The sequence below is a fragment of the Halomonas sp. SL18_1 genome (genome assembly GCF_055755715.1).
Map to the genome: position 1 here is coordinate 2093881 of NZ_JBVTRK010000001.1, position 13079 is coordinate 2106959.

A 13079-nucleotide genomic window follows, 5' to 3' on the forward strand; every position below is an offset into this window, starting at 1 on the left:
AGCCAGTATAGTGGCTGGGCTCGGTCAAGTGCCGAGTCCGGCGCTCAGGCGGTGAGGGACCCGCCTGCGGTGGCTGGCCAGCCAGGCGGCCAGATGGCCGCTGAGCTCCCGGGCGTCGTCGTTGGCGCCGTAGAGGCTGGCCGACTTGCGCCGGCGCAGGAAGGGCAGGCCCAGGACGTAGAGCCCCGGTGCCACCACGCCACCCTGGTGCGTCAGACGCCCTCGGGGATCGAACACCGGAAGCCGCAGCCAGGAGAAGTCGGGCCGGAACCCGGTGGCCCAGAGCACCGTCTTGATCTCGCCGGCGGCCAGGTCGAGGCCCAGGCAGGGCCGCGCTGGCAGCCGGGTGGGCGCCGGGCGCTCGGGGGCCGGCAGGGCGTCGTGCCAGCCGTGGGCCAGCGCCCAGGCGTCCAGGTTGTCGAGCAGCCGACCCAGCTTGAGGTCCGCCGCCGTGCAGTGCATGGCCAGGGAGCCGGCGAACTGCAGGCGGGTGCCGGCGAGTCCTGCCAAGCGCCCCACCAGGCGCACGCCGCGCTCGCTCAGGGCGTTGAGGTCCAGGTCCCGGGGCGCGGGGCCGCCCACCAGCTGGGGCGAGGGCTGGCGCCGCGCCCGGGCGATGTCCTCCACCTCGTCGAAGCGCTGGTCGAGCAGGCCGGCCCGCTCCAGCCACCACTGGATGTCCCGGCCCCGGTAGCGCCGCGGCAGGCGCAGGTGCTCGCCCACCGCCAGGGTCACCGGCCGGCCGCTGCGCCGGAGCTCGTCGGCCAGTTGCACGCCACTGGCCGAGGCGCCCACCACCAGCACGCCGCCGGGCGGGAGCCGCTCCGGGCGACGATAGGCCAGGGCGGAGAGGCTCTCGATCCAGGGCGGCAGGGCCTCGGCCAGGGCGGGGACCACCGGCACCTGGGTGGCGCCGGTGGCCATCACCAGCGCCCGGCAGTGCCACACCCCCCGGTCGGTCTCCACCCGGTAGCCGTCGTCCGCCGCCCGCACCGCCGTCACCCGGGTGCCGGTGTGGATCGGCGAGGCCAGCCGCCGGGCATAGCCGTCGAGGAAGGCGATCAGCGCCGGCATGCTCAGGTAGCCGTCGGGATCGGGGCCCGCATAGGCCTGGCCGGGGAGCCGGCACTCCCAGTTGGGGGTGAGCAGGTGCAGCGAGTCCCAGCGCTGGTGTCGCCAGGCGTGGGCCACCTCGCCACGCTCCAGGATCATATGGTCGATGCCGCGCCGCGCCAGGTGGTGGCCCATGGCGAGCCCGGCGTGTCCCGCGCCGATGACCAGGACGGTCACGGCGCGGGCCGGGCGATGCGGCGGGCGTGAACGCCCGGCGATCATGCCACCTCCACCCGGACCTGGGTGGGATTGGTGAGCAGGTCGTAGACCGCCGAGCGCTTCTGGGACTGGGCGACCAGCGCCTCGATCTCCGCGCGACTGGCGTCGGCATCGATCTCGAAGACCACGCGGACGTCGTCGAAGCCGTTGCGCACCTCGGGGTCCATACCGAGGATGCCCTGGATGTCCATGCTGCCCTCGACGCGGGCCCGGATCGAGCGCAGCTGGATGCCACGATTCTGGGCCACGGCGGCGATCCCGGCGGTGAGGCAGCCGGCCAGGCCGACCAGCACGTACTCGACCGGGGTGGGGCCGTGATCCTCGGCGGCGAACACCTCGGGATGGTCCACCGAGAAGGTGAATCGGTTCTTGTGACGCTGCTCTTCGCAGAGGCCGTGATAGCTCTCCACCATTGTCCGGCTATGGGTGCCGCGGACCCAGTCGCAGTGGGCGCGCCAGGTGAAGCGGGCGGCTTCGGGGGCCTGGGCCAGGGCCTCGCGGGCGCCGAGCAGGGCGGTGACGTTGACGCCGTTGTCGATGGTCTTGTCGATGGTGGGTGTCGCGGTGTGCATGGGATCGCTCCTCGGTTGTCGTTGTGTGACCCGCCTGAGGGGGTCAGGGAGGAGCTTGGCCATGCCACGTGGGACCCAGCGTGGGAGCGGTCGTGGTATTTCGGGGGCGGCCGTGGAAGTCAGCAAGGGGCGATACGCCGGCAGGCCCAGATTCGCGTCACCGGCATGCCGGCCTGGTGCTGGGCCAGGCGTACCGACTCGGCGTCCGGGGCGTGGTAGAGGCAGTGCATGCGGCGGCGGTCCGCGGCGCAGAGGGTGCGCAGGAAGCGCACCCGGTGATGCTGCAGGCAGGCGGCCCCGGCGTCCTCCAGGGCCTGGATCGTCGCGACGCTGACCGGGGCGGCGAAGCGCCGCTCCACCACCACGTTGGCTCCCGCCAGCGCCGCGGCCTCCAGGCCCGGGGCATCGTGCAGGGTGCCGGCCCACAGCGAGCGGATATCGGCCCCGGCCCGGCGCAGGCCGAGGCGTGCCGACTCCAGGTCCGGGGCACGGAAGTGGCAGAGCAGGCGGCGGCCGTCCCGGGCCAGCAGGCTCGCCTGCCAGGCGATCCGGTGGAGGTCGAAACAGCCCTGGGCGGAGAGGGTCAGGGAGAGCACTAGCGGCGAGTCGACGGGGCGCGCGAGGCGCCGCTCCAGGAAGACGTCGATCATGCCTCGTCCTCCGCGGCCGGGGCGCCGCGCAGCGTCCGGTAGCGACGCCGTGCCCAGCCGGCCACCGGACCCGGGCCAGCGCCTCGGCCGCTTCGGCGTGCCGGTGCCGGGCATCCGGATCGCCGGCTCGACGGGCCGCCTCGGTCAGCAGCGCCAGGGCCAGCAGCTGCTCGGTGGGGCGCTCCAGGACCCGGGCATGCTCGAGGGCCTCGGCGGCACGGGCGGCGGCCGTCTCGAGGCGCCCTCGGGCCAGGTCGAGGCGCGCCGCCTGGAGCAGCAGCACCGCCAGGCGGTGACGGGCATCGGCGTGGCGCAGCGACACCAGGGCGACGGCGAAGGGGCCGGCGTCATCCTCCAGGGCGTAGCGGCACAGCGCCTCGGCGGCGGCGGCGAAGGGCGCCTCGCTGCCGTCGCGCAGGCGCTCGCCGAGGGCGCAGAGCTCGCCGCAGCGCTCCCGGGCCCGGGGGTAGTCGTCGCGCTCCAGGTCGAGCAGCAGCAGGGACTCCTGGGCCTGGAACTCGCCCAGGCGGTCGCCCGTGGCCTTGCACAGGGTGCGGGCGTCCTTGAAGTGCGCCTCGGCCACGTCGAAGCGGTCGGCGTGGAGGCAGAGCAGCCCTTCGGCCAGGGGAATGGCGGGGTGATGGAGGTGGCGCTGGGCGGCCAGGTCGCGGGCCTGGGCCAGCATCGCCGTGGCCTGGTCCAGGTCGCGCTCCAGCATCGCCAGGCAGCGGGCCGTCTCGGCCATGGCGATCACCTGCTCGCGGTCGTCGGCGCAGCGGGTCACCCGCTCGGCCTGGAGAGTCTCCTCGTGGGCCCCCGACCACTGGCCGTGGGCCCAGCGGATATGGCTGGCCAATTGGTAGCCGAGGCGGGCATGGGCCAGGGCGCCATGCTCCAGGGCCCGCTCGGCCAGGGCCACCACCTCGCCGGCGCCGGCCTCCCAGTCGGCCAGGGGCGCGGCGCTGTAGAGGATATCGTGGAGCTCCAGGGCCAGGCAGACGCCCTGGGTACCGGGGACCTCGCCGGCCAGCGCCAGGCCCCGCTGGGCGAAGCCCTGGGCCTGCTGGTTGGCGAAGAGACGCAGGCAGAGCCGGCCGGCGGTGATCATCGCCCGGGCGGCGAGTTCGGGGTCGCCGCTGGCCTCGGCATGGTGGGCCAGGTCGGCCGCGCGCTCCAGGTCGTAGAGGGGCGACTCGGCCAGCCATTCGGCGAGGTGTCGGTGCATCGCCCGGCGCCGCGCGGGGGAGATGGACTCGTCGAGTTCCCGGGCGAGCTCGGGGCGGGGGAAGCGCAGCCCCGCCTCGCTGCTGGTCAGCCACCCATGGTGCTCGGCCACCTCCAGGGCGGCGCCGATGCGGTTGGTGTCGAGCCCCGCCACCTGCCCCAGGGTCGCCGGGTCGAGGCGAGGGGCGAGCAGCGCCGCCCAGCGCAGCACCTCCAGGGTGTCCCCTCCGGTGCCGATGCCGCCTCGATCGCGGCGGCGGAGCGGGGGATGCCTCGGGCGGCGGTGCGGGGGCATCTCGCGGCGCCCGCCAGACGCGCAGCAGCTCGCCGCCGAGCGGCAGCCCCGCCTCGCGGATCAGGCGCATGCCCAGCTGCAGCTGCTGCTCGGCCTCCTTCGGCCGATGCAGGGCCAGCAGCAGCCGGACCAGGCGGGCTCGGGCCGTCTCGTCGAAGGGGGCGAGCCGCACCCAGGCATGGGCCTGGGGCAGGGCGCGCTCCGGCGTGTCGGCCAGACGCTCGACCAGGGCCGCCAGCAGCGCCGTCTGGGCGCGCATGGCCGCCTCCCGCTCGGCCAGGCACCAGCCGTGGAAGTCGTGGAAGCTGTCCAGCTCCAGCCCCTCCAGGAAGGGACCGCGATAGCGGGCGGCGACGGCCTCCAGCTCGGAAGTGTCCACCTCCTGCAGGCCCCGGGCATGGAGGTCGTGCAGCCGGGCGGCGTCGATATCGATGTCCGCCGTCTCCAGGCCGACACTCAGGCGGTCGGCCTTGAGGCGCGGGCGCTCCGGGGTGTCCACCAGGCGGCGCAGCTTGGAGAGGCTCCAGCGCAGCGAGCCCGGGGGTCGTCGGGCAGCTCCCAGAGCAGGTCGCAGAGATGCTCGCGGCTGCAGGGGCGGGGGTGTCGGGCGAGATAGGCGAGCAAGGCGCGGGTCTTCTTCGAGGGGGGCAGCGCCAAGACCTGCCCGTCCCGAATCACTTCGAGCTCGCCGAGCAGGTTGAGGGTCAGCGCCATGGTCGTCAGCCCCTGATGGGGTCCCCTTGCAGTATAGCCCGTCGAGCCGTTGCACTCGGTGATGATTCCCACGCCTGGGGCGCGAAAAACCACGCTGGCTACCACGCCCGCTTCCCCGGCCGGGAATCAGGCTCTGGTCATGACCCCGACGAGGAGTGCCATCATGACCCGCTACGCCAGCATCCTGGATACCATCGGCCGCACCCCATTGGTGCGCCTCGCCCGGCTCGCGCCGCCGGACGTCAACGTTCACGTGAAGGTGGAGGCCTTCAATCCCATGGGCTCGGTGAAGGACCGCATGGCGCTGGCGGTGATCGAGGCCGCCGAGCGCAGCGGCGCGCTGCGCCCCGGCCAGACGGTGATCGAGGCCACCAGCGGCAATACCGGCATCGGCCTGGCCATGGTGTGTGCCCGCAAGGGGTACCCCCTGGTGGTAACCATGGCCGAGAACTTCAGCCTGGAGCGGCGCCGGCTGCTGCGCTTCCTCGGCGCCCGGGTGGTGCTCACCCCGGCCGCCGAGAAGGGCAGCGGCATGCTGGCCAAGGCGATGGAGCTGGCCGAGACCCACGGCTACTTCCTGTGTCGCCAGTTCGAGAACCCGGCCAACGCCGAGGTGCATCAACGCACCACGGCCCGGGAGATCCTCGATGACCTCGAGGGCGAGCCCCTGCATGCCTGGGTGACCGGCTTCGGCACCGGCGGCACCCTGCAGGGCGTGGCTCGGGCGCTGAAGGCGGCCGACCCGACGACGCGGATCGTGGTGGCCGAGCCGGACAATGCGCCGCTGCTGGGCAGCGGCGTTGCCCAGCCACGCGGCGACGGGGGCCGCACGCTCAGCCATCCCGGCTTTCGTCCCCACCTGATGCAGGGCTGGAGCCCCGACTTCATCTCGCCGCTGACCGAGCAGGCCGTGACGGCCGGCCTGGTGGACGAGGTGGTGCCGGTGGCCGGGAGCGAGGCGCTGCGCCTGGCCCGGGAGCTGGCCCGCAAGGAGGGGATCTTCGCCGGGATCTCCAGCGGCGCCACCCTGGCGGCGGCGCTGGCGGTGGCGCGGCGCGCGGCACCCGGTTCGCGTATCGTCTGCATGCTGCCTGATACCGGCGAGCGCTACCTCTCGACCCCGCTCTTCGAGACCATCCGCGACGCGATGGATGACGAGGAGCAGGCCCTGTCGCGTTCCACGCCTGGGTATCGCTTCGATCGCCCCGCGGCCATGCCGGCGCCGGTGGCCGAGCCCGTGGCGACCCTGGACGCCGAGGCCGAGTGCTTCGTCGACGACGCCCTGGCTCGGGCTCGGGTGGTGATGTTCACCCTGGCCTGGTGCGAGTTCTGCTGGTCGGCCCGCAAGCTCTTCGACCGGCTCGGCGTCCCCTACCTGAGCGTCGAGCTCGATGGGCCGGGCTGTCAGAACGACGACCTGGGGGTACGAGTGCGACCGGTCTTGGCCCGGCGCACCGGGGCCGCCACCATTCCCCAGATCGCCATCGGCGGGCAGTGGCTCGGCGGCTGCGGCGAGCTGTTCGCGGCCTGGCGCGACGGCAGCCTGGGGCAGCGGCTGGCCGCCTGCGGCATCGCCTACGATGCCGAGGCCGAGATCGACCCCGACGAGCTCTTGCCCCGCTGGCTGCACCCTCGCGCCGCGACGGCCTAGGCGGCGTCTTCCCCATGCCGGTCGCGAGGCGGCCTCGGGCCGGCCCATCCTCCACAGGAGAGCGAGTCATGAGCTTCATCGATACCATCCCGCCGGAGCAGGCCGAGGGCGAGGTCCGCGAGCTGTACCGGCGCCAGGCGGCCCACTTCGGCTTCCTGCCCAACTACGCCCGGGCGTTCAGCCATCGCCCCGAGGTGATGGCGAGCTGGGGGGCGTTGCTGGCGACCATCCGCCGTCCGCTGAGCCCGCGGCGCTTCGAACTGGTGACCCTGGCCGCCGCCCGGGCGCTGGGCAACAGCTACTGTGCCCTGGCCCATGCCCGGGCGCTGTCCGAGCTGCTCGGCATGGCGGCCACCCTGGCGGTGGTGACGGGCGAGGAAGAGGTCCTGAGCGAGGCGGAGCGGGCCATGATGGCCTTCGCCGCCAAGGTGGCCTGCCGGGCGCCGGCGGTCACCACCGAGGATATCGCCACCCTGCGGGGGCACGGCCTCGGCGACGACGAGATCTTCGATATCGTCGCCGTGGTGGCGGCACGGGCCTTCTTTACCCGGATCCTCGACGGGCTGGGTGTGGAGGCCGATGCCGCCTTCCGCGAGCTGCCTGCCGAGCTGGTGGAACCGCTGATGGTGGGGCGGGCGTTTCCCTAGGTCGGGCACGGGCGAAAGGTGTCCTGGAAGACCGCGTTCAGGTCGAAGGTCGACCGCTCGCCGAGCGCATCGAAGTGGGCCGCCAGCCACTGGTCGGCCCAGCGCCGTCCCTGGTCATGCAGGCGGGAGATAAAGTCCCATTCGGCGTTCAGCTTGCTGGAGGCGCTGAGTTCCTCGACGTCGTGCTCGGCATGGATCAGGTGCAGGCGCATGGCGCGGTAGGCCTCCAGCTCCAGCCCCTCGGCGTCGATCAGCTGCTGCAGCAGCTGAATGCTGCGCAGCTCCTTGATTAGGCTCGAGTTGAAGGTGATCTCGTTGACGCGGTTGACGATGTCCCGGGCGCTGTCGGGTAGCGTACGCCGCACCAGGGGATTGACCTGGACCACCACCAGGTCGCGACAGCCCTGATCGTCGACCAGCGGGTAGAGCGCCGGATTGCCGCTGTAGCCGCCGTCCCAGTAGGCTTCGCCATCGATCTCCACGGCCGGGAACATGAACGGCAGGCAGGCCGAGGCCATCACGCTGTCGGCGGTCAGCTCGGGCTGGCGAAAGATCGTGGCGCGACCGGTGCGGACATTGGTGGCGGTGACGAACACCTTGACCTTGCGGCAGGCGTTGACCCGCTCGAAGTCGACCAGCTCGCTGACCAGATCCTGCAGCGGATTGATGCCCATGGGGTTGAGCTTGGCGGGGGCGATCAGCTGGGTGAGGCTCTCGAAGAACAGGTAGCTTGGCGAGTGGTCGAGACTGTCGTTCCCCATCAGCCGGTCCCAGGGGCTGCGCTGGATGGGGGAGAAGCGTGCCGCATTGCTGACCCCTTTCCAGAAGCGATGCAGGGCGTTACGGGCGCCGTCACGACCGCCCCGGTGCAGTCCGTCGGCGAGCACCACGGCATTCATCGCACCGGCGCTGGTGCCGCTGACGGCGTCGATCTCCAGTCGCTCCTCTTCCAGCAAGCGGTCCAGCACGCCCCAGGTCAGCGCGCCATGTGATCCACCGCCCTGCAGTGCCAGATCGATGCGTTTGCACGCCTTGCGTGTCATGACGTCTCCTTTGTCGGCTGTGAATCGAAGGCCAAGAATGGTGCGGTGCAGTGTAGGCGCTCTGTGCGTCGCTGTCTGCTCGCCGAGCGCAGCCAGGTTTCGGACAGCGCCTAGTCGTGTTCCCCAGCGCCAGCACATGGTAGGTGGCGCGCCACAGCCCCAGCCATCGCGCAGTCCCGGCGTCATCTCCACATGGTCGAGGCCGCCGGCCTTGAACAGGCGCGCCTGGCCCGCCGGCAGGGCGTCGCGCAGGCGTTGGCTGTGGCTGACCGGAATCACCCGATCGTCGGGCCCGTGAATCAGTACCAGCTGCGCTGCCAGCGTGTCGAGGTCGCGTTGTGACAGGTCCAGCTCGCCGAGCTCCTCGCGCAGCCGCGGCGGCAGCGCCTCGACCAGCGCCTCCACCCGCTCCGGGTCCTCGTTGGTGACCAGCTCGTAGAGGGCCGCCCCCTGGTCGCTCAGCTGACGGGACTCGGGCGCCACGTCGGCATGGCGATCCTCCAGCTTGCGCCTGGCGATGGTGTCCAGCAGCGCCCGGTCGTTCTCGTCGTCCAGCCAGTGCAGCTGGCTCAACAGGACCGCCCAGCGCCCTTCCCGCTGCGGCGGCGGTGCCTCCAGGCCGGCTCCGCCGCGGTCGTCGCCGGTGGTCACGTAGCGCAGCATGTCGGTCAGGTCATCGTCGCCGCCCACGGAGATCAGGAAGCGCACCCGCTGTGCCGTGTCCTCCTGCATGGCGGCGATCACCGCCGGTCCCACCGCGAAGCTGATGGCGGCCAGGGAGGTGTGGTCTGCCGGCTCGGGCGCCTCGAGCGTGACATAGCGAATGGCATCGGCGATCGCCTCCACCTCTCGGCTGCTGATGGAAAAGTCCCGCAGACCCTCCAGTTCCGGGACGAAGGCCGTGAAGCCGGCCCGGGAGAGGGTGGTGGCGAACTCCACCAGCCGGGGATCGCGACGGCCCTCCTGGGTGAAGCCATGCATTAGGATCAGGTGGCCCCGGTGAGGATCGTCCGGCCGGTACTGGTCTGCTACGTACTCACGGCCGTCCACCTCGTAGCGCAGATCGGTGCGTTCCGGCTCGTCGGTGCGCTGCTTGAGGCGGCTCTCATCGCTGCCCGCAGCAAGATCCCCGAGGACCAGCATGGCCTCGTGCCCCCGGCTGACGACCTGACACCCTGACAGCAGGGCCAGCGTCAGGGCCATGGCAGCCAGTAGGCTGGTAGCGCGAAGGATGTTCGGCATAGCGCTCCCTCCCTTGTCGTCCCAAGTGGCATGGCACCGCGAGTCGTCAGGCACTCTCCCAGGTGTCCCGGAGGCGTTTCGAGGCCGTCTCCTGCACTGTAGCAACTCGCCCGAACTTGGCGGTCATCGTAGGGCGGCGAAGACCGGGCGGCGCTGCTGTCGCTCTGCTAGACCTGTAATAAAGGGGTGTCAATTCTGCCGATAGCCTGAGGGAGGGAGTCTCATGCCCTATCTCGTAATGGAGCGAACCTTCGACGAGCCGATGTCGGATAGCGATCTGGCGCACATGGGAGAGCGTCTCGGGCCCTGCCTTCAGGACCACAGGGTCCAGTGGTTGCGCAGCTATCTCTCCCATGATCGGCGCCGCATGATCTGTACCTTCCAGGCCGCGGATGCGGAGTCGGTCCGCATGGCGTACCGCACGGCGGGCTACCCCTTCGAGCAGGTCTGGCGGGCGATGGTCCTGCCCACCGATGAAGGGTTGGCACCTCCGTCAGCTTAATCGTCGGGGCGGGCGGCATGGCGACGTCGGATGGGCCGCGGCTGGAGATCCGGCTTCTGGGGAAGTCAGAGGTGCTCCGGGATGGCGTTCCTGTCGTGCTGCCACGCTCGCGCAAGGCCCGCGCACTGCTGGCCTACCTGGTCACCTCGGGTCAGCCCCACGCCCGGGCCCATCTCTGCGACCTGCTCTGGGACGGCCCCGCCGACCCCCGCGCGGAGCTGCGCTGGTGCCTGGCCAAGATCCGCCCTCTGCTCGATGACGACAGCGCCCAACGCCTGGTCACCGAGGGCGACTATGTGAGCATCTGTGCCAGGAATGTCGCCCTGGATGTCGCGCGGGTGCGCGAGCTGATCCCGTCTGACCCGCAGGAGGTGGCCACGGCGGAACTTCGCCTTGCAGCGGAACTGCTTCGAGGCCCGTTTTTGGAGGGCCTGGATCTCCCCGACTGCTACCGCTTCGATGCCTGGTGCGTGGCGGAACGTCAGGCCCTGCTTCAGCTGCACGACGGGGTGCTGCAGACGCTGGTGCAACGGCTCGAGGACCAGCCCGAGGCCGCACTCCCGTACGCCCGGGATCGACTCCTGCTCGATCCCCTATGGGAGGATGCCCACGCCGACCTGATCAGGTTGCTGCAGGCGATGGGGCGGACCGCCGAGGCTCGGGAGCGTTATGAGCAGTGCCGGCGCATGCTGCAGCTCGAACTCGGGCAGACATCTTCGCCACGCCTGGACGCGTTGGCTCGGCAGTTGCGCCGGATCCCGCCTGCTCGCGATACCGGCTCGCCTATGCCGGTGCCCTCGTCGACTGCCTCCTCCCTGGTGGGCCGTCAGCGGGAGCTGGCGGGCATACGGGAGACCCTGGAGGAGGGCCTCCCGCTGCTCATCAGCGGCGACCCGGGGATCGGCAAGTCGCATCTTCTGCAGGAGGTCGCCGCCCGATTGCGTGAGGAGGGCACCCAGGTACTCCGCGGACGGGCATACGAACTGGATGCGATGCGCCCCTACGCCCCCTGGATCGACGCCCTGCGCTCGCTCCCGACCCCTTCCACCTCGCTGCCCGAATCCCGGCGACAGGAGCTCGCCGCTCTGCTGCCCGAGCTGGGACCCGCGACCGAAGAGGCGGGGATCGCAACCGCCTGTTCGACGTGGTCGCTCAGTGGCTTATCGACACGGCCCGCCATGGCCCGGCCCAGGTCGTGATTCTTGACGACCTGCAGTGGTTTGACGAGGCCTCGGCAGCGCTGCTGCACTATCTGATTCATGCTTGTGCCGGTTATCCGATCGCCTTCCTCCTGGCGACGCGCGGCGGGGAGCTGTCATGCAATCCGGCGGCGCAGCGCCTGGTTCACTCGCTGCGCCGCGATGGCGCCCTGCGGGAACTCAGGGTGTCGCCACTCTCCGCCGCCGAGACGGCGAGGGTCGCACACCGCGTGGCACCGGAATTGGACGGCGACCACGTCTTTCGCGAATCCGAGGGGAATCCCTTGTTCGCCCTGGAAATCGCGCGCGCCCACCGGGGCGGTCAGCCGCTGTTGGGGGGCACCCTGGGCGGCCTGATTGCTGGTCGCCTGGCCGGCGTTGGCCGGGAGGCGGCCACGCTGCTGCCCTGGGCCGCGGCACTGGGCCGGCGGCTCGATCCGGATCGACTGGCGGCGGTGCTGAATTTGCCATGCACCACCTTGCTGCTCGGTCTGGAGGATCTGGAGCGCCGCGCCATCCTGCGCGCAACCGAGGAGGGGCGCTACGAGTTCACCCATGACCTGATTCGTCGGGTGGCATACCACGCCCTGTCCGAACCCCGCCGGCGTCTCATCCACCTGCAGATCGCCAGGAGCCTGGCGCGCAGCCTCGAGCCGTCGCGGTTGTGGTCTCGAAAGCGCCTCCTCCCGGCACAGGTCGGCGGAGATCCGGCGCGCCGTCCTCCCCTGGAGGCGTCCTCAGCGGGTGAAGTGGCCTACCATGCCGGCCAGGGGGGCGATCACGCCCTCGCCGCCCAGGCCTGTGCGGCGGCGGGGCGCCACGCCTTGCGGATCCACGCCTACGAAGAGGCCGCGGCCCTGGCGCGGCAGGGCCAGGAGCATCTCGAGCCGCTGCCCGACGACATCCGGTTGCAGCGCGCCTTCGAACTGCTGGAGCTCTATATCCATCCCGGCATGGAGGCGTTTCAGCCGCCCGATCTGGAGCACCGGCTGCGTACCCTCGTGGCGGACGCCCGGGCGAGCGGGATGAGCACGCAGGTGCATGACGGGCTCTACCTGATCGGGGTGCTGCTCTATCTGCGCGGCCGCTACAGCGATGCCCTGGATCTCACGCTGCGTGCCGAACGCGCCGGACGCATGGCCGAGCCTGCCACCGTGGTCCAGGCCGTGGCCGACACGGCCCGCTGCCTCGGCATGCTCGGCCGTGATATGGATCGGGCGGCCCAGCTCGCCGAAGAGGCCCAGCACCTCGCCGAGCAGCTCGACGTTCGGGAACTCGGCTGCGAACTGCCTCTGGCCCTCGGCCTGGTTAGCCACCACCGCGGCGAGCTGCTGCAGGCGAGGGCGCATATCGAACAGGCGCTGGTGCTCGCCAGGCGTGATCGGACGCCCTGGTGGGAGTGCTACTGTCTGTCCCGGCTGCCCATGATCGCGCTGGAGCGGCAGGATCCGGACGAGGCGTTGGCGTGCTGCCGCGCCCTGCAAGCCGTCACCGACACCCTGGGCGGCGGAGCCGAGGCGCCCTTCGCCCGCGCCCTCGAGGCGCTCGCCAGGCTGCAACGCGGCGAACGAGAGGCCGTGGCCCGGCTGGACCTGGCCCTGGCGCAGCTCGACATGGCGGATAGCCGGTGGATGATCGCCTACGTGCAGAACCTGGCGGCCTGGAGCGACTGGCAGGCGGGCCGGGTCGAGGCTGCCCGACAGCGGGCCGAGGCCGCCTTGCAGGCCGCCGAGGCGGTGGATCAGGCGAACGAGCGAAGCCTGGCGCACGCCATGCTCCTCCGGGTCGCCCTGGCGGCGGGTGACCGAGGCTCGGCGCTGGCTCATCTGGCGCGCCTGCGGGCCGACGCCTCCCGTCCTCTCTCCGCCCGAGCGCGACACGCGGCCCGGGAAGCGGAGGCCACCGCCCATCGCCATCTCCCTGCTCGATAATTTTTTTGCCATTTCCACCCCCGTTCCCACGCTCGTTCCAACGTCCGGGTGTTCTCCTGACCCTGTCCAGCTCTGGG

At 71.5% G+C, this 13079-nt stretch carries 11 protein-coding genes; 5 read left to right on the top strand and 6 right to left on the bottom strand.

Features of this window, described 5'->3' with window-relative positions; translation table 11 throughout:
* Nucleotides 1-24: 24 nt before the first annotated feature.
* The 5 genes from ACSJDS_RS10625 to ACSJDS_RS10645 form a co-directional block, all read right to left on the bottom strand.
* Nucleotides 25-1335 carry an NAD(P)-binding domain-containing protein gene (locus tag ACSJDS_RS10625; protein ID WP_473033256.1) on the bottom strand — a complete coding sequence of 437 codons (1311 nt, stop codon included), beginning with the start codon at nt 1333-1335 and terminating at the stop codon, nt 25-27.
* Nucleotides 1332-1967 (bottom strand): OsmC family protein, encoded by a 636-nt coding sequence (locus ACSJDS_RS10630; protein WP_473035019.1) that lies wholly within the window; start codon nt 1965-1967, stop codon nt 1332-1334. The genes ACSJDS_RS10625 and ACSJDS_RS10630 overlap by 4 nt, the downstream gene beginning before the upstream one ends.
* Nucleotides 1968-2023: 56 nt before the next feature.
* Nucleotides 2024-2668, bottom strand: coding sequence for a DUF4242 domain-containing protein (locus ACSJDS_RS10635; protein WP_473035020.1), 645 nt, complete (start codon nt 2666-2668; stop codon nt 2024-2026).
* 233 nt (nt 2669-2901) lie between these two features.
* Complete coding sequence (locus tag ACSJDS_RS10640; protein WP_473035021.1) at nt 2902-4572, bottom strand: bacterial transcriptional activator domain-containing protein; 1671 nt, start codon at nt 4570-4572, stop codon at nt 2902-2904.
* Nucleotides 4530-4892, bottom strand: a complete 363-nt coding sequence (locus ACSJDS_RS10645) for an AfsR/SARP family transcriptional regulator (protein ID WP_473033258.1) — start codon at nt 4890-4892, stop codon at nt 4530-4532. The genes ACSJDS_RS10640 and ACSJDS_RS10645 overlap by 43 nt, the downstream gene beginning before the upstream one ends.
* A 58-nt stretch (nt 4893-4950) precedes the next feature.
* Between ACSJDS_RS10645 and cysK the strand changes: the two genes are divergently transcribed.
* A complete protein-coding gene (cysK, locus tag ACSJDS_RS10650) occupies nt 4951-6438 on the top strand; it encodes a cysteine synthase A (RefSeq protein WP_473033260.1) in 1488 nt (495 codons plus the stop codon).
* A 68-nt stretch (nt 6439-6506) separates the two neighbouring features.
* A complete protein-coding gene (locus ACSJDS_RS10655; RefSeq protein ID WP_473033262.1) occupies nt 6507-7085 on the top strand; it encodes a carboxymuconolactone decarboxylase family protein in 579 nt (192 codons plus the stop codon).
* Here the strand turns inward: ACSJDS_RS10655 and ACSJDS_RS10660 are convergent.
* Entirely contained in the window at nt 7082-9370 is a 2289-nt protein-coding gene (locus tag ACSJDS_RS10660) for a patatin-like phospholipase family protein (protein WP_473033264.1), read from the bottom strand. The two genes, ACSJDS_RS10655 and ACSJDS_RS10660, sit on opposite strands and share 4 nt — an antisense overlap.
* Before the next feature lie 223 nt (nt 9371-9593).
* Between ACSJDS_RS10660 and ACSJDS_RS10665 the strand changes: the two genes are divergently transcribed.
* From ACSJDS_RS10665 to ACSJDS_RS10675, 3 genes are all read left to right on the top strand, one after another.
* Nucleotides 9594-9872, top strand: coding sequence for a nickel-binding protein (locus ACSJDS_RS10665; RefSeq protein WP_473033265.1), 279 nt, complete (start codon nt 9594-9596; stop codon nt 9870-9872).
* A 95-nt stretch (nt 9873-9967) separates the two neighbouring features.
* The gene (locus tag ACSJDS_RS10670) at nt 9968-11071 is read left to right on the top strand and encodes a BTAD domain-containing putative transcriptional regulator (protein WP_473033266.1); all 1104 of its coding nucleotides are present in this window, start codon (nt 9968-9970) and stop codon (nt 11069-11071) included.
* The gene (locus tag ACSJDS_RS10675) at nt 11068-13002 is read left to right on the top strand and encodes an ATP-binding protein (protein ID WP_473033267.1); all 1935 of its coding nucleotides are present in this window, start codon (nt 11068-11070) and stop codon (nt 13000-13002) included. The genes ACSJDS_RS10670 and ACSJDS_RS10675 overlap by 4 nt, the downstream gene beginning before the upstream one ends.
* The last annotated feature ends 77 nt before the right edge of the window (nt 13003-13079 follow it).